The following is a 16277-nucleotide window of genomic DNA, read 5'->3' as shown; positions in this document are numbered from 1 at the left end:
CCCTTCGCATCGCAGTGCTCAGGCGTCGATGTCGACGTCCTTCGTCTCCTTCGAGACGAGCAGTGCGATGAAGGTGAGCACGGCCATGGCCGACAGGTAGATGCCGACCCAGAACGGGCTGCCACCGCCGGCCTGCCAGAGCGCCACCGCGATGAACGGGGCGACGGCGGCGCCGAGGATCGACGACACGTTGTACGAGATGCCGGAGCCCGTGTACCGCACGTTCGTCGGGAAGAGCTCGGGCAGCAGTGCGCCCATCGGGCCGAACGTCATGCCCATGAGCGAGAAGCCCACGACGAGCCAGAGCATCACGCCCCAGAACCCGGCACCGAGCAGAGGCACCCAGAGGAGCCCGAACACGATGATGCCGAGCGTCACCCAGAGGAGCGTCTTGCGGCGACCCCAGCGGTCGGCCCACGGACCCGACAGCAGGGTGAAGACGCCGAAGAACACCACGCCGCCGATGAGCATCAGCACGAAGGTGTTGTACGAGTACCCGAGGCCGGGCAGTGCGCCGTCGACGGCTTCGACCGGAGCGCGGCCGTAGCTCAGCGAGAACGTCGTCATCAGGTAGAAGAGCACGTACGTGGCCAGCATGAAGAACGTGCCGAGGATGAGCTGCTTCCAGTGGTGCTTGAAGACCTCGCCGAGTGGGAGCTTCTTCAGCTTGCCCTCCTTCGACGCCTTCGAGAACGCGGTGGACTCGACGAGGCGCAGGCGTACCCACAGGCCGACGATCACCATGACGACCGAGAAGAGGAACGGGATGCGCCAGCCCCAGTCGAGGAACGCCTGCGACGGCATCGTCGGGTCGTCCGACGGCAGCGCCGCCGCGATGATGAGGAAGAGGCCGTTCGCGATGATGAAGCCGATGGGCGCACCGAGCTGCGGGAACGTGCCGTACCAGGCGCGCTTGCCCTTCGGCGCGTTCTCGGTCGCCACGAGCGCGGCGCCAGACCACTCGCCGCCGAGCGCGAAGCCCTGCGCGATGCGGAGGATCACGAGGAGCAGCGGTGCCAGCCAGCCGACCATCGCGTAGGTCGGCAGGAGGCCGATGAGGAACGTCGCGATGCCCATCGTGAGCAGCGCGCCGACGAGGGTGGCCTTGCGGCCGTGCTTGTCGCCGAGGTGACCGAAGATGACCGCGCCGAGCGGACGAGCCACCATCGCCGCGCCGAAGACGGCGAACGAGGCGAGGAGCGCCGTCGTCGGGTCGCCGGTCGGGAAGAAGAGGTGGGGGAAGACGAGGACCGCTGCGGTCGCGTAGACGTAGAAGTCGTAGAACTCGATCGTCGTGCCGATGAGGCTGGCGAGGACGACGCGGCTGCGGGGATTCGCGGGTGCTGCGGGGGTTGCTGGGGCGGCCGAGGCCGCGGTCGATGTGGACATCGTCGCGAGGACTCCAAGGGGTTTCGATGCGCCCGCCTCCGGGCACGTCGGTCTGGCGTCGAGCGGAGTCGGTGGGGTGGAATCGTCGCTTGTGGCAACCGAACTACCCTACGCCGGGATCGTTGTCGGTCCTCTGAGAAGGCGGGTCACGTGCGACGAACGGTGGCATCGGCGCGGTGAACGGCGCGCCGGGCACGTGCGGGATGGATCGAACGACGGATGCTGCGGCATCCGCTCGTCGTTAGGCTGAGCCCCATGGATACCCTGATCAGCATTCTGCACGTCGCCGGCGCCGTCTTCATCGTCGGCCCGATGGCGATCCTCCCCATGACGGCGATGCGGGCGGTGCGCGCCGGAAACGGGGCGCAGGTCGCGGTCCTCGCGAAGTCCACCACGATCTTCGCGTGGCTCTCGCTCCTCGTCTTCGTGTTCGGCTTCGGCGCCATGAGCATGGCGCCCGACGAGTACGAACTCTCGATCACGACGCCGTGGATCCTCTGGTCGATCATCCTCTACGTCATCGCCTTCGCACTGACGCTCTTCGTCGTCGTGCCGTCGATGAAGAAGGCCGCCGAGGCGCTCACCGCCGGTGCAGGCACCGGCGCCGGCGACGGCGGCGAGGCGCCGAAGGCGAGCTACCCCGCGATCGCGGCGGGCAGCGGCATCTCGTCGCTCCTGCTCCTCGCCGTCGTCGTGCTGATGGTCTGGAAGCCGTAGCTACGAGAGTTCGCGCAGGGCGCGAACCGTCGCGATGGCGGCCTCGGCCGCCTCGCGGCCCTTGTCCTCCTTCGAGCCCGGCAGGCCCGCGCGGTCGAGCCCCTGCTGCTCGTCGTCGAGGGTGAGCAGGCCGAACCCGACGGGCTTGCCGGTGTCGAGCGCGACCCGCGTGAGCCCGTCGGTCGCGGCCGCCGAAACGTACTCGAAGTGCGGCGTGCCGCCGCGGATGATCACGCCGAGCGCGACGACCGCGTCGGCCCCGGCATCGAGCGCAGCCTTCGCGACCACCGGCAGCTCGAAGCTGCCGGGAACGCGAACGAGCGAGAAGTCGGCACCGGATGCCTCGAGCGTGCGCGTCGCCCCGGCGATCAGGCCGTTCGTGATCTCGTCGTGCCAGCTGCCGGCGACGATCGTGACCGTCAGGCCGCGGCCGTCGACGTCGAGTGCGGGGGATCCTGCTCCGCTCATGATGGGTGTCCTTCCAGGAGGGTTTCGGCTGCGCCGTCGGTGAGTTGCCGGTCGTCGATCGCGTGCCCCATGCGGTGCCGCTTGGTGTCGAGGTATCCCGTGTTGCCGGTGCCGACACCCACGACGAGCGGGAGCCGCTCGCTCACCGTGATGCCGTGCGCCTCGAGCTGGCGCACCTTCTCGGGGTTGTTCGTGAGCAGTCGCACCCGGTCGATGCCGAGGTCGGTGAGGATCGCGGTCGCCGCGCTGTAGTCGCGCGCGTCGATCGGCAGCCCGAGCGCGAGGTTCGCGTCGAGGGTGTCGAGTCCGTCCTCCTGCAGGCGGTACGCCCGGAGCTTGTTGATGAGGCCGATGCCGCGCCCCTCGTGGCCGCGCAGGTAGATGACGACACCGCCGTCCTGCTGGATGGTCTCGAGCGCGGCGTCGAGCTGCGGCCCGCATTCGCACTTGAGCGAGCCGAAGGCCTCGCCCGTGAGGCACTCGGAGTGCACGCGGACGACCGCTCCGTCGGTCGCCGAAGCCGGGTCGCCCGCGATGATCGCGACGTGGTCGGCGCCGGTCGCGCGGTCGCGGTAGGCGCGCACGCGGAACTCGCCGTGCTCGGTCGGCAGGGCCGTCTCGACCTCGAAGTCGACGGAGGACGTCTCGGGCACTGCTGCGGCTGGCGACGTCGCCGCGAGGTCGTGGCCCGAGTGGTGCTGCTCGAGCCAGTCGATGAGCGCCGCGACGGTCGTGACCGGCAGGCCCTCGCGCTCGCCGAGTTCGATGAGCCCGGGCAGGCGCATCATCTCGCCGTCGTCGGCGACGATCTCGCCGATGACGCCGACGGGCGAGAGGCCCGCGAGCCGCATGAGGTCGACTGCGGCCTCGGTGTGCCCGGCGCGCTCCCGCACGCCGCCGTCGACCGCGCGCAGCGGGATGACGTGGCCCGGGCGGATGAGTCGGTCGGGGGTCGACGCGGGATCGGCGAGCACGCGGAGGGTGTGGGCGCGGTCGGAGGCCGAGATGCCGGTCGACGTGCGGTCCGCGGCGTCGACCGAGATCGTGTACGCCGTGCCGCGCACGTCTTCGCTGCGCTCGGTCATGAGCGGCAGCGCGAGACGGTCGGCGAGCTCGTTGGGCATGGGCGCGCAGAGGTAGCCGCTCGTGTGGCGCACCATCCAGGCGATCCACTCCTGCGTCGCGAACTCGGCGGCCATGATGGCGTCGCCCTCGTTCTCGCGGGCCTCGTCGTCGGCGACGATGACGGGCTTGCCGGCGCGGAGCGCCTCGAGTACCTCGGGCATCGTGGCGAGACTCATGCGGCACCTCCGGCCGTCGACCGCGGTTCGCCGAATTGGGGCGCCGACGGCTGCGGCGCGGTCGGCTGCTGCGAGGGCGGCGCCGCCTGGAATCCGATGACCGAGTTCGGGCGCGCTTCGGGCGTGGCTTCCCAGCCCGGGGCGAAGCGGAGCATCCGCGCGACCTGACGCGCGACGATGTCGGTCTCGATGTTCACCCGGTCGCCGACGGTGCGCTCGCCGAGCGTCGTCGCGGTGAGCGTCTCGGGGATGAGGGAGACCTCGAACCACGAGCCGCCGGGCTCGTCGCCCACAGCGCTGACCGTGAGGGAGACGCCGTCGACGGCGATCGAGCCCTTGTCGACCACGAGCGGTGCGTGCGCGGGGTCGAGCGAGAACCGCACGACCCGCCAGGCCTCGCCCGGGCGGATCTCGAGCACCTCGGCGGTGCCGTCGATGTGTCCCTGCACGATGTGCCCGCCGAGGCGGTCGCCCACCCGTGCCGCGCGTTCGAGGTTCACGGCGAGCCCTTCGCGCACGGTGTCGAGCGTCGACATCGCGAGGGTCTGGGCCATGACGTCGGCCGTGAAGCGCTCAGCGTCGAACTCGACGACGGTCAGGCACACGCCCGACACGGCGATCGAATCGCCGTGTGCGACGCCCTCCACGGCGAGCGGGCCGCGCACCGTGAGTCGTGCGGCGTCGGCGGTGCGCTCGACGCGCTCGACCGTGCCGAGTTCCTCGATGATTCCGGTGAACATGTCAGTTCCCTTCCGTGGGTCTGGCGACGAGCAGCACGTCGTCGCCGAGCCGTTCGATGACGGCGAAGTCGAGGCGGATCGCCGCGTCGATCGTCGGGACGCCGAGCTCGCCGAGGGCGAGGCGCGGGCCGCCGAGGAGCGCGGGCGCGAGGTAGACGAGCAGCTCGTCGACGAGGCCGTCGGCGATGAAGGCGCTCGCGAGCGTCGGCCCGCCCTCGATGAACAGCGAGCGGATGCCGCGGCGCGCGAGTTCGGCGAGATCGGCTCGCAGGTCGGCGCCCTCGAAGAACAGCGGCGCGTGCGGGTGCCGGGTGATCGCGGCATCCGACGGCACGGCGCGACGACCGAAGACGACGGGCACGGGCTGGGCGTCGAAGAACTCGCCGCCCGGCGCACGAGCGGTGAGCGACGGGTCGTCGGCGAAGACGGTGCCGGTGCCGACGGCGATCGCGTCGGCGGCCGAGCGGCGGCGGTGCACGTCGGCGCGGGCCTCGGGGCCGGTGATCCACTGGCTCGTGCCGTCGGCTGCCGCGGCCCGGCCGTCGAGGCTCGACGCCCACTTCACGGTGACGTGGGGGCGATGGTTTCGTGCGGCGAAGAGCCAGTCGTCGAGCATCGCCTCGACCTCGTCGACGAGCACGCCCGCGGTGACCTCGACGCCGGCGGCGCGAAGCCGCTCGGCACCGCCCGAGGAGTGCTCACCGGGATCGGCGACGGCGTAGACGACGCGTCCGATGCCGGCCTCGATGAGCGCGACGGCGCACGGTCCGGTGTGCCCGGTGTGGTTGCAGGGTTCGAGCGTCACGACCGCGGTCGCCCCGCGGGCGGCGCCGGGTTCGAGCTTCGCGAGCGCGTCGACCTCGGCGTGCGCGGTGCCGACGCCGCGATGCCAGCCCTCGGCGAGGCGCTCGCCGGCGGGGGAGAGGATCACGCAGCCGACGCGCGGGTTCACGCCTCGCGCGGGGCCGAGAACGGCGAGGTCGAGCGCGCGGCGCATCGCCGCGGCATCCGCTGCCTGCTGTTCGCTCGCACTCATCCGTGATCCTGTCTCAGGGCTCCGGGGTGCTGGGCGGCGCCGACGCTCGTCGACGACCTTCGCCGGCGGCGCCACAGCGCTGCCGACACGTGCCCCTCCCATCCGGACTTTCACCGTCGGTACCGGAGTTCCACCGGTTCGACCACGGGTGCGGGGCCTTTCGACCTCGCGCTCGCAGTTCGCGGACTGTCACCGCCGGTTCGGACTTACACCGACCCCGGAGCACGTTTCTGTGTTCGATTCTAGGTCAACGCCTGCGACGCGCAGCTATTCCCGGTCTCGGGGCGACTCGTGCGGCGACTCGACGAGCGCCCGCGCGGTGCCCTCGTCGACGATGAGGTCGGTGATCAGGCCTGCGGCGAGGGCGCCGCGGAGGCTCGCGAGCTTGGCCCGGCCGGAGACGACGCAGATGCGTCGGGGTGCGCGTCGCAGCACCGAGAAGTCGGGACCGGTGGCGCGCTCGTTCAGCGTGATGCCGTCGGTCGAGCCGTCGGCACGATAGAAGACGGTCGCGACGTCGCCGACGGCACCCTCGCGCGAGAGGCCCTCGTAGTCGGCCCGCTCGAGGTAGCCGCCCTGGTAGACGTGGCTCGGCACCTCGGCGAAGGGGGAGCCGACGCCGAAGAGTGCGACGTCCATGCGCTCCTGCAGGTCGAGGAGACGCCGGGTGCTGCGCTCCCGCCAGAAGGCGCGGCGCGTCTCGGGGTCGTCGAAGAAGGCGGGCACCGGGAACTGCTGCACGCGGGCGCCGAACGCGTCGCCGAAGCGGCGCAGCAGCTCGCTCGCGTAGACGATGCCGGTGGTGCGGCCGTTGCCGGCGCCGTTCAACTGCACGATCTCGGAGTTGTGCGTCGCCTTCGGCACGAGATGCCGGCTCATCGCGCTCATCGTCGAACCCCACGCGATGCCGATCGTCTGGTTCGAGTCGACGAAGCGCCCGAGAATTCGTGCAGCCGAGAGCGCCACGCGGTCGAGTCGGTCGACGTCGCTCGCGTGATCGGGCACCGGGATCACGTGCGCGCCGACCGCGAATCGCTCGAGGATCTCCTGCTCGATCCGGCTCGGCAGGTCGAGCGGCGAGTGCAGGGAGATCTCGACGAGTCCGCTGGCCCTGGCGTGGCTCAGCAGCCGCGAGACCGAGGATCGCGAGGTGTGCAGCTCGTGCGCGATGGCATCCATCGTGAGGTCCTGCATGTAGTAGAGGTGAGCGGCGCGGAGCGCGTCACGCGTCTTCCCGGGCACCGACTCGGTGCCGTCCTCGATGGGAATCACTGCCTGTTCGTTCATCCCGGCCATCCTTGCACGTTTGTTCACTCGGCTTGCAAGTTCGTTCCGCCGTGTTCACGATGTATTCATCCACATCAGGCATGCTCATGCAAGCCGCCGTTCCACACCCGAGAGGACAGCGATGTCTCCGCAGCAGACGATCCCCACCACGCCCCGCCCCGGCTCCGGCGGCGAGCGAGCGGATGTCGCGGCCATCCGAACCCGGCCGCAGGCCTCCGTGCTCGTCATCGGCGCCGGCATCAACGGCATCGCGACGTTCCGCGACCTCGCCCTGCAGGGCGTCGACGTCGTGCTCGTCGAGCGAGGCGACTTCGTCTCCGGGGCATCCGCCGCCTCGTCGCACATGATCCACGGCGGCATCCGCTACCTCGAGAACGGCGAGTTCCGGCTCGTCAAGGAATCGGTCACCGAGCGCAACGCGCTCATCCGCATCGCGCCCCACTACGTGAAGCCGCTCGAGACGACCGTGCCGATCTTCTCGACCTTCTCCGGCATCCTGTCGGCGCCGATGCGCTTCCTCACCCACAAGTCGGGCAAGCCCACCGAACGCGGCGCCGCCCTCATCAAGGCCGGGCTCGTGCTCTACGACTCCTTCTCGCGTGACGGCGGTTCGGTGCCGCGCCACCGCTTCCACGGCCGCAAGCGCTCGCTCGCCGAGCTGCCCGCCCTGAACGACGGCATCAAGTACACCGCGACCTACTACGACGCGAGCATGCACGACCCCGAGCGGCTCGCGCTCGACGTGCTCTTCGACGGCCTCGCGGCCGGCGACCACGCCCGCGCCGCGAACTACCTCGAGGCGGTCGGCACGGGTGCCGAAGGAGTGCGCCTGCGCGACACCGTCACCGGCGCGGAGTTCGACGTCGCCGCCGACGTCGTCGTGAACACGTCTGGGCCGTGGACCGACCTCACGAACGAGGGGCTCGGCCGGCCGACCGCCTTCATGGGCGGCACCAAGGGCTCGCACATCGTGCTCGACAACGACGAGCTCCTCGCCGCCACCGGCGGCCGCGAGATCTTCTTCGAGCACGAAGACGGTCGCATCGTGCTGATCTACCCGCTGAAGGGCAGGGTCATGGTCGGCACGACCGACCTCGAGCACGACATGCGCGAGCCCGCCGTGTGCACCGAGGCCGAGGTCGACTACTTCTTCGAACTCATCGCGCACGTTTTCCCAGCGGTGCCCGTCGACCGCTCGCAGATCGTCTACCGCTTCTCGGGCGTGCGCCCGCTGCCCCGGCACGACGACGAAGCGCCGGGCTTCGTCTCCCGCGACTACCGCATCGAACGAGCGGATGTCCTTGAGCGCCCTGGCACCACGCTCCTGAGTCTCGTCGGCGGCAAGTGGACCACGTTCCGCGCCCTCGCCGAGCACCTCTCCGACGAGGTGCTGGCGCTCCTCGGCCGCGACCGCACCCACTCCACGGCGGGCCTCGCGATCGGCGGCGGCGCCGGCTACCCGACCACCGAGGACGCGCGACGCGTCTGGACGGTCGCGCACGGCGACGAGGTCGGCCGCCTCCGCGCCGAGGAACTGCTCGAGCGCTACGGCACCCGTGCCGAGGCGTTCATCGCCTCGACCGAGGGCGAACGCGACGAGCCGCTCGCCCACCACACGGGCTACAGCCGGCGCGAGATCGCGTGGCTCGCCCGCAACGAACGGGTCGTGCACCTCTCCGACATCGTGCTGCGTCGCACCAGCATCGCGTTCACCGGGGCCCTCACCGCGCCGCTCCTCGACGAGCTCGCCGAGGTCGTCGGCGCTGAGCTCGGATGGGACTTCGAACGCCGCGCCGTCGAGATGGCCACCACGAGGGAACTGCTGGCCGAGCGCCACGGCGTCGAGCTCGAGGCATCCGCCACCCTCGTCTGACGATCTGCAGGTCGAGCCGGTCGGGACACGGTTCGTCGCGGTCTGCGCGGAGGTCTCGACCGGCTCGACCCGCAGGGCGCAATCTGCACGGATGTGCACCGGAATCCGTGTCGTCCGGGCTGCAACGCCCGGTAGCTTCGACGGAGCCTCCCGGTCGACGGTCGTCCAGGCGGCCGGCACCACACCTCAAGAAAGAAGGTCAACGTGGACAATCTCGGAACCGTGTTCCTGTCCGAACTCGTCGGCACGGCGATGCTCGTGCTCCTCGGCTGCGGCGTCGTCGCGAACGTCATCCTCGCCAAGACGAAGGGCTTCGGCGGCGGCACGCTCATGATCAACTTCGGCTGGGGCCTCGCGGTCTTCGCCGGCGTCATCGTCTCCTACGCCTCGGGCGCGCACCTGAACCCCGCGGTCACCGTGGGCCTCGTGGCCAACGGCGCGACCGAGTTCGGCAACGCCGCAGCGGGCATCGAAGTGCCCGTCGACGTCGTGTCGGTGCTCACCTACATCGGTGCCCAGATGATCGGCGCCTTCCTCGGTGCGGTCGCGTGCTGGCTCGCCTACAAGCAGCACTTCGACGCCGAGCCCGACGCCGGCGCCAAGCTCGGCGTCTTCTCGACGGGCCCCGCGATCCGCTCCTACGGCTGGAACCTCGTGACCGAGTTCATCGCCACGTTCGTGCTCGTCTTCGTCGTGATCGGCTTCGGCGGCGGACGCCAGGGCGACGGCGGCCTCGCAGCCCTCGGCGCACTGCCCGTGGCGCTGCTCGTGATCGGCATCGGCGCTTCGCTCGGTGGCCCGACGGGCTACGCGATCAACCCGGCACGTGACCTCGGTCCGCGCATCGCGCACGCCATCCTGCCCATCGCGGGCAAGGGCGGCAGCGACTGGGCGTACTCGTGGGTGCCCGTCGTCGGCCCGCTCCTCGGCGGTCTCGCGGCAGGCTGGGCGGCGATCCCGCTGCTGCCGCTGCTCACCTGATCTTCCCCTTCCGATTCATCCATTCGTTTCACTGACAGCAACGGAGTTCTCAGATGGCCGACTACATCCTCGCGATCGACCAGGGCACGACCTCGTCGCGCGCGATCATCTTCGACAAGGCCGGATCGATCGTCTCGACCGGACAACTCGAACACGAGCAGATCTTCCCCAAGGCGGGCTGGGTCGAGCACGACCCGGCCGAGATCTGGCGCAACACGGGCGAGGTGATCGGCCAGGCCCTCGGCAAGGTCAACCTGACCCGGCACGACATCGCCGCGGTGGGCATCACGAACCAGCGCGAGACCGCCGTCGTCTGGGACAAGAACACCGGCGAGCCGGTGTACAACGCGATCGTGTGGCAGGACACCCGCACGCAGTCGATCGTCGACCGGCTCGCGGCGGACGGCGGCGTCGAGCGGTTCAAGCAGCAGGTGGGGCTGCCGCTCGCGACCTACTTCTCGGGCACGAAGATCGTGTGGATCCTCGAGAACGTCGAGGGTGCGCGTGAGAAGGCCGAGGCCGGCGACCTGCTCTTCGGCACGACCGACACCTGGGTGCTGTGGAACCTTACCGGCGGCGTCGACGGCGGCGTGCACGCGACGGATGTCACGAACGCGAGCCGCACGATGTTCATGGACCTCGAGACGCTCGCGTGGGACGACGACATCCTCGCCGCGTTCGGCGTGCCCAAGTCGATGCTCCCCGAGATCAAGTCGTCCTCAGAGGTCTACGGCATGGCGAACGAGCACTCGCTGCTCCGCGAGACGCCCATCTCGGGCATCCTCGGCGACCAGCAGGCCGCGACGTTCGGCCAGGCAGCGTTCGAGACCGGCGAGGCGAAGAACACCTACGGCACGGGCAACTTCCTGATCTTCAACACGGGCGAGGAGATCGTCCACTCGAAGAACGGCCTGCTCACGACCGTCGGCTTCAAGCTCGGCGACCAGCCGGTGCACTACGCGCTCGAGGGCTCGATCGCCGTCACCGGGTCGCTCATCCAGTGGCTCCGCGACAACCTCGGCCTCATCTCCTCGGCCGCCGAGGTCGAAGAGCTCGCGAAGTCGGTGGAGGACAACGGCGGTGCCTACTTCGTGCCCGCGTTCTCTGGCCTGTTCGCGCCGTATTGGCGCCCTGACGCCCGCGGCGCGCTCGTCGGCCTCACCCGGTACGTGAACAAGGGCCACATCGCCCGCGCAGCCCTCGAAGCCATCGCGTTCCAGACTCGCGATGTCATCGAGGCCGTGAACGCCGACGCCGGAGTGGACCTGACGGAGCTCCGCGTCGACGGTGGAGCCACCGCGAACGACACGCTGCTGCAGTTCCAGGCCGACATCCTCGGCGTGCCGGTCGTGCGACCGGTCGTCGCAGAGACCACGGCACTCGGTGCCGCGTATGCGGCGGGGCTCGCGGTCGGCTTCTGGTCGAGCCTCGACGAACTGCGGGCCAACTGGCAGGAGGACAAGCGCTGGACCCCGTCGATGGACGACGCCGAGCGTGCGCGCCTCGACCGCAACTGGAAGAAGGCGGTCTCGAAGACCCTCGATTGGGTCGACGACGACGTCGTCTGACGGTCGGCCGGTCGGCTGCGAGCTGGGGAGCGCGCAGACACACGGCGACCTGATGACGGCTCGATCGACCGTGCCGAAGTACGGTTGAAGAGCGGGGCCGGGCGCATGGGGGTGCGCCCGGCCCTTTCACGTCTCGGAGGCCGCGCGCAGCCCGTGAATCGGTCAGCCGGCGAGGAGCGGTGCCAGCAGGCCCGGCAGTTCGGCCAGCGAGCTGATCTCGAGCACCGCGCTCGTCTTCGGATCGGGGGCCGAGTCATCGCCGGTGCGATTCAGCCACACGCCGATGAGGCCGGCCTCCGCAGCGCCGACCGCGTCGGTCGCGAATCGGTCGCCGATGTACGCCGCTCGCCCGATCGCTGTGCCGAGGCCGAAGCGCTCGAGCGCGATGCGGAAGATCTCGGGATCGGGCTTCGTCACCCCGACGTCGCCCGAGGCGATGACGTGCTCGAAGCGATCGCGGATGCCGAGCCGCTCGAGCTTGGCGAGCTGGAAGTCGAGCTCGCCGTTCGTGATGATGCCGAAGCGCGCATCGGGCAGCGACCGGACGAGTGCGTCGAGCGCGGGCACTGCATCGTCATGCAGCGACCACGATGCGCGGTACCGCTCGAAATACCGGTCGAACCAGGCGCCGGCCGCGAGGTCGTCGAGCTCTTCGCCATGCGCGATGGCGAAGTCGCGCGCGCGAGCCCTGCGTTGGCCCTCGAAGGTCAGCCGACCCGCGAGGTAGGAGTGGTAGTGCTCCCCTTCGAGATCGTGCCAGTGATCGGATGCCGCCGCCGAGTCGCCCCCGTATGCCAGATCTCGCATGTGCAGGGCGAGGCCGGCGGTCACCGCCGCGCGATGCGCCATGAGGGTGTCGTCGAGGTCGAACAGGATGACGGGAGCGGCCGGGCCCGGGGGAGCGGTCGCGGTCATGCCACGATCCCGAGGATCGGCTCCCAGCTCGCGTACGCGTCGGGTTCGACCTCGGCTCGGCGCTCGGCGTGCCACGCCGCCAGGGTGCGCCCGTCGCGACCGGGCACCGTGGCGATCCGCGGCGTGATGCGCCGGAATCCCGCGGCGCGGGCGACATGCGCCGACGCGAGGTTGCCCTCGTTCGCACGCCAGAGCAGCGTCTCGGCACCGGCGACGGCACCGCCGAGCGCCCATTCGCTCACCGCCGTCGCCGCCTCGGCCATCAGCGCCTCGCCGCGGTGCTCGGCGCCGAGCCAGAACCCGATCTCGTGGTCGCGACGGAGGCCGATGACGCCGAGCAGCGGAGCGCCGTCGGCACGGCGGATCGCCCACGTCAGCTCGTCGCCGGAGTCCCACGCAACGGGAATATACTCCGTGAGGAATGCTCGCGCATGCTCGGTGGTGTACGGCCACGGGGTCGTGAGGTACTTGAGGAAGAGCGGGTCGGCGCAATAGTGCGCCACGAGCTCGGTGTCGGTCTCGACGGGAAGGTCGAGCACGAGCCGTTCGGTGCGGAGCACGACGGGCAGCATGGTCAGCGCGCGCGCCGGAGGAAGCCGATGCGGTCGTAGACCGTGGCGAGGGTGGCCTCGGCGACCTCGCTCGCCCGATCGGCATTGACGGCCAGCAGGCGGTCGAGTTCGGCCGTGTCGTCGAGCAGCTCCAGCACCCGCGCGCGGATCGGCTCGAACTCGCTCACGACGACCTCGGCGAGCGCCTTCTTGAAGTCGCCGTACCCGCGCCCGGCGAACTCCTGCTCGATGTCGGTGATGGTGCGGCCCGAGAGCACGGAGAAGATCGTCAGCAGGTTCGACACCCCGGGCTTGTGCTCGCGGTCGAAGCGCACCTCGCCGTCGGTGTCGGTCACGGCGCGCATGATCTTCTTCGCGGTGACCGAGGGCTCGTCGAGCAGCCACAGGATGCCGGCGGGAGTCTCGCCCGACTTCGACATCTTCGACGTGGGGTTCTGGAGGTCGTAGATGCGGGCGGTCTCGCGCTGGATGGCGGGTTCGGGCAGCACGAAGGTGTCGGCGCCGAACCGTGCGTTGAACCGGGTCGCGAGGTCGCGCGTGAGCTCGACGTGCTGCTTCTGGTCGTCGCCGACGGGCACGATCTCGGTCTGGTAGAGCAGGATGTCGGCGGCCATCAGCACGGGATACGCGAAGAGGCCGACGCTCGTGGCATCGGCGCCCTGCTTCTGCGACTTGTCCTTGAACTGCGTCATGCGGCCGGCCTCGCCGAAGCCGGTGATGGTGTTGAGCACCCACGCGAGCTCGGCGTGGGCGGGCACGTGCGACTGCACGTAGAGCGTCGAACTCGAAGGGTCGATGCCGGCGGCGATGTACTGCGCAGCCGTGCGGCGGGTCTTCTCGCGGAGCTCGGCTGGGTCCTGCGCCACGGTGATGGCGTGCATGTCGACGACTGAGAAGAAGGCGTCGTGCGTCGACTGCAGCTCCTTCCACTGCAGGAGGGCGCCGATGTAGTTGCCGGCGTGGAGCGAATCGGCGGAGGGCTGCATGCCCGAATAGAGGCGGGGCTTCTGCGTCATGGGAGTTCCTTCGGTGGGTGCGGCCGCGTTGCCCGCAGGTCAGATGGCGTAGTCGACGACCACGGGAGCGTGGTCGGACCATCGCGTGTCCCACGAGTCGGCGCGATCGATCACGTAGGCGACTGCGGCGTCGGCCAGGGAGGCCGTCGCGAGCTGGTAGTCGATGCGCCAGCCCGTGTCGGTGTCGAACGCCTTGCCGCGCTGCGACCACCACGTGTAGGGGCCCTCGACCTCGCCGGAGAAGCGGCGGCCGACGTCGATCCAGCCGAGCCCGCCGCCAGCGTTGTAGTCGTCGTCGCCCTCCGCGCCGACGAAGCGATCGAAGTACGCGCGCTCCTCGGGCAGGAAGCCGGCGCGCTTCACGTTGCCCTTCCAGTTCTTGATGTCGAGGGTGCGGTGGCCGACGTTCAGGTCGCCCACGATCACGGCGAGCTCGGAGTGCTCCGCGAGCCGCGGCATCCGCTCGACCATCGCGTCGAGGAACTTGTACTTCTCGACCTGCTTCGGAGTGTCGACCACGCCGGAGTGCACGTACGCCGAGACGACCGTGACGATGCGATCGCCGACCTCGTAGTCGGCCTCGAGCCAGCGGCCCGCGCTGTCGAAGTCGGCGGCGCCGAGTTCGACGCGGTGGATGCTCGCACGATTGCGGCTCGCGATCGCGACGCCCGCGCGACCCTTGGCCGTGGCGGGGTCGTGCAGGATGTCCCATTCGTCGCCGAGGAGGCCCTGCAGGTCTTCGGTGGAGGCGCGAACCTCCTGCATGGCGAGGATGTCGACGTCACGCGCCGCGAGCCACTCGCCCATGCCCTTGCGGAATGCGGCACGCACTCCGTTGACGTTGACGCTGGCCAGACGGAGGGGCTTCGCTGAGGGCATGGATCGATCCTACGGGAGGCCTCAGACGTCGCTTGGCCGTCGGGATCGATCGGTGACATCGAGCCCCCGACGTCGCTTGGCCGTCAGTCGGAGCCCGTGGTCGCCTCGAGATCGGCGAGCTGCAGCTCCGCCTTCGCGAGTCGGCGCCGGGCGGGGATCCGCTCGAACCAGTTGGCCGCCTCGAGCTCCTTGCGCGCCTCGCGCACCCGCACCTGCGCCGCCGTCACGAGCGCCCGCCGCTCCCGGTCGCGCTCTTCGGCTGCGAGCTGCTCGGGCGTCACCATGCGCAGCGATTCATGGGCGTCGGATGCCTCGACGGCGATCCAGCTCGCCGCGACGAGGATCACGATGCTCGTGAGCCGGAACCACAGCAACAGGCCGATGAACACCGTGAAGGTCGCGAGGAGCGGGTTCGTGCTCGATCGCGAGAGCAGGGCGCCGCCGATCACCTGCAGCACCGAGATCGCGGCGGATCCGAGCAGGGAGCCGACCCACATGCGGTGCCAGGGCATCGCGGCCCCCGACAGGAATCGGAACATCACGGCGAGGGCGAGGGTGTCGATCACGAAGACGACGAGGAGCGAGCCGCCCTGCACGAGGAAGCCGTACCAGCCGGATTCGTTCGAGAGTCCGAGCAGCTGCACCAGCCAGCCGAGGAAGGAGGTCGTCGCGACCGAGAGCACGGTGGCGAGGAGCAGGATCGCACCGAAGCCGAACCCGGCGAGGAAGTCGCGCGCTTTGAGGATGACGTAGGCGCGACGGTCCTTGGGGAGGCCGAAGATGCTGCGCACCGCCATGCGGGAGTACGTGATCCACCCGATCGCCGTCCAGATGAAGCCCGCGAGGGCCACGGCGCCGGTCCAGCCGAAGAGGCTCGTGCTGGAGGCGGCGATCTGCTCGAGCTCGTCGGTGGGGATGACGCCCTCGTCGCCGATCAGGCCGGGGGCGTAGGTGTTGAGCAGGGCGACGAAGGCGTTCAGGGTCTGGTCGTTGCTCGTGAGCCAGATGCCGAAGACGGCGAAGGCGACGTAGACCGCCGCGAAGATCGCGAAGAGCGCCTGGTAGCTCATGCCCGACGAGAGGATGAAACCGTTGCGGTCGAGGAAGTGCCGCCAGACGCGCACCGGGAAGAGGGCGAGGGTCTTCTGGGTGAGCGTGCTGACGGTGCTGATCGGCTGCTCGAACCGATCGCGGATGGGCTGGCTCACCGCGTCGAAGCGCTCCCTCGCAGTGGGGGAGTGCTCGTCGAGCCCCAGTGGATCGCGGCCGGCGCGTTCGTCGAACGTCTCCCCATGTTGTGGGGCTCCCGACCCGCGCTCGCTCACGCTCCAACCCTAGCGACGGCGGGCGATCCTGGACGTCGCTTCCGCCTGCGATCGCCGTCGGAGCGCGGGTTCGCCCGTTCCCCGCGTTCGGGGGACATTTCTGAGGAATCCTTGAATTGATGGGGTGGTGCGCGGAAACTGGAGCCGCTGACCCATACCCGAGACAGCGCTTCATCAGTGAAGTCTGGAGTCCGCCATGTACCCGACACG

General features: G+C 69.9%; 15 protein-coding genes and 1 riboswitch. Of the genes, 4 read left to right on the top strand and 11 right to left on the bottom strand.

The annotated features are described in order from the left end of the window. Positions 1-18: 18 nt before the first annotated feature. A complete protein-coding gene (locus tag ESP57_RS04680) occupies positions 19-1389 on the bottom strand; it encodes an MFS transporter (protein WP_115957263.1) in 1371 nt (456 codons plus the stop codon). 255 nt (positions 1390-1644) lie between these two features. Between ESP57_RS04680 and ESP57_RS04675 the strand changes: the two genes are divergently transcribed. Further along, positions 1645-2106, top strand: a complete 462-nt coding sequence (locus tag ESP57_RS04675; RefSeq protein ID WP_115957265.1) for a DUF2269 family protein — start codon at positions 1645-1647, stop codon at positions 2104-2106. On the opposite strand, the gene ribH is transcribed toward ESP57_RS04675, so the two are convergent. From ribH to ESP57_RS04650, 5 genes are all read right to left on the bottom strand, one after another. Further along, complete coding sequence (gene ribH / locus ESP57_RS04670) at positions 2107-2574, bottom strand: 6,7-dimethyl-8-ribityllumazine synthase (RefSeq protein WP_056010070.1); 468 nt, start codon at positions 2572-2574, stop codon at positions 2107-2109. Further along, positions 2571-3875 carry a GTP cyclohydrolase II gene (gene ribA, locus ESP57_RS04665; RefSeq protein WP_129230693.1) on the bottom strand — a complete coding sequence of 435 codons (1305 nt, stop codon included), beginning with the start codon at positions 3873-3875 and terminating at the stop codon, positions 2571-2573. The genes ribH and ribA overlap by 4 nt, the downstream gene beginning before the upstream one ends. After that, on the bottom strand, positions 3872-4615 hold the full coding sequence (locus ESP57_RS04660; RefSeq protein WP_082571356.1) for a riboflavin synthase: 744 nt from the start codon (positions 4613-4615) through the stop codon (positions 3872-3874). The genes ribA and ESP57_RS04660 overlap by 4 nt, the downstream gene beginning before the upstream one ends. Before the next feature lies 1 nt (position 4616). Then, the gene (gene ribD / locus ESP57_RS04655; protein WP_129230692.1) at positions 4617-5651 is read right to left on the bottom strand and encodes a bifunctional diaminohydroxyphosphoribosylaminopyrimidine deaminase/5-amino-6-(5-phosphoribosylamino)uracil reductase RibD; all 1035 of its coding nucleotides are present in this window, start codon (positions 5649-5651) and stop codon (positions 4617-4619) included. 86 nt (positions 5652-5737) lie between these two features. Beyond that, positions 5738-5880: riboswitch (FMN riboswitch) on the bottom strand. A 38-nt stretch (positions 5881-5918) separates the two neighbouring features. Beyond that, on the bottom strand, positions 5919-6938 hold the full coding sequence (locus tag ESP57_RS04650; RefSeq protein ID WP_199470547.1) for a sugar-binding transcriptional regulator: 1020 nt from the start codon (positions 6936-6938) through the stop codon (positions 5919-5921). A gap of 121 nt (positions 6939-7059) precedes the next feature. Here ESP57_RS04650 and ESP57_RS04645 point away from each other — a divergent pair, with 121 nt between their 5' ends. The 3 genes from ESP57_RS04645 (at position 7060) to glpK (ending at position 11360) form a co-directional block, all read left to right on the top strand. After that, positions 7060-8811, top strand: a complete 1752-nt coding sequence (locus tag ESP57_RS04645) for a glycerol-3-phosphate dehydrogenase/oxidase (protein ID WP_129230691.1) — start codon at positions 7060-7062, stop codon at positions 8809-8811. A 252-nt stretch (positions 8812-9063) separates the two neighbouring features. Continuing rightward, positions 9064-9792, top strand: a complete 729-nt coding sequence (locus ESP57_RS04640) for an MIP/aquaporin family protein (RefSeq protein ID WP_243648424.1) — start codon at positions 9064-9066, stop codon at positions 9790-9792. Positions 9793-9845: 53 nt separating this feature from the next. Continuing rightward, positions 9846-11360, top strand: coding sequence for a glycerol kinase GlpK (glpK, locus tag ESP57_RS04635; protein WP_129230689.1), 1515 nt, complete (start codon positions 9846-9848; stop codon positions 11358-11360). A 162-nt stretch (positions 11361-11522) separates the two neighbouring features. Here the strand turns inward: glpK and ESP57_RS04630 are convergent, their stop codons facing one another. The 5 genes from ESP57_RS04630 to ESP57_RS04610 form a co-directional block, all read right to left on the bottom strand. Further along, complete coding sequence (locus ESP57_RS04630) at positions 11523-12275, bottom strand: HAD family hydrolase (RefSeq protein WP_129230688.1); 753 nt, start codon at positions 12273-12275, stop codon at positions 11523-11525. Then, entirely contained in the window at positions 12272-12835 is a 564-nt protein-coding gene (locus tag ESP57_RS04625; RefSeq protein ID WP_165877370.1) for a GNAT family N-acetyltransferase, read from the bottom strand. Before ESP57_RS04625 ends, ESP57_RS04630 begins: the two co-directional genes overlap by 4 nt. 14 nt (positions 12836-12849) lie before the next feature. Next, positions 12850-13863, bottom strand: a complete 1014-nt coding sequence (trpS, locus tag ESP57_RS04620; RefSeq protein WP_115957281.1) for a tryptophan--tRNA ligase — start codon at positions 13861-13863, stop codon at positions 12850-12852. A 39-nt stretch (positions 13864-13902) separates the two neighbouring features. After that, on the bottom strand, positions 13903-14742 hold the full coding sequence (locus ESP57_RS04615) for an exodeoxyribonuclease III (RefSeq protein ID WP_129230686.1): 840 nt from the start codon (positions 14740-14742) through the stop codon (positions 13903-13905). A gap of 83 nt (positions 14743-14825) precedes the next feature. Next, positions 14826-16067, bottom strand: a complete 1242-nt coding sequence (locus ESP57_RS04610; RefSeq protein WP_129230685.1) for a YihY/virulence factor BrkB family protein — start codon at positions 16065-16067, stop codon at positions 14826-14828. Positions 16068-16277: the final 210 nt, after the last annotated feature.

The organism is Agromyces fucosus (genome assembly GCF_004134865.1).
GTDB lineage: Bacteria > Actinomycetota > Actinomycetes > Actinomycetales > Microbacteriaceae > Agromyces > Agromyces fucosus.
Note: the sequence above shows the minus strand (reverse complement) of the source record. Positions and strands in the feature narration are given on the sequence as shown.